The 341-nt window shown below is 57.8% G+C and carries 1 protein-coding gene; it reads right to left on the minus strand.

The annotated features are described in order from the left end of the window. The coding region (locus tag N8L39_RS09275; RefSeq protein ID WP_261039373.1) for a hypothetical protein at window positions 1–341 on the minus strand (341 nt) is incomplete at both ends.

The following is a 341-nucleotide window of genomic DNA, read 5'->3' on the forward strand; positions in this document are numbered from 1 at the left end:
GCGCTTGTGCTGGCTGAGGTAGACGCTACGGCACTTGTTGACGCTGACGTAGACGCTACCGCACTGGTGCTTGCTGACGTAGACGCTACAGCGCTTGTGCTTGCTGATGTTGATGCTACCGCACTTGTTGAGGCTGAGGTAGACGCTACCGCGCTTGTGCTGGCTGAGGTAGAGGCTACAGCGCTTGTGCTTGCTGAGGTAGAGGCTACCGCACTTGTCGACGCTGAGGTAGACGCTACAGCGCTAGTACTTGCTGATGTTGATGCTACCGCACTGGTTGAGGCTGAGGTAGACGCTACGGCGCTTGTGCTGGCTGAGGTAGACGCTACGGCACTTGTGCT

Source organism: Streptococcus mitis (assembly GCF_946190285.1).
GTDB classification, from domain to species: Bacteria; Bacillota; Bacilli; order Lactobacillales; family Streptococcaceae; genus Streptococcus; species Streptococcus mitis_CP.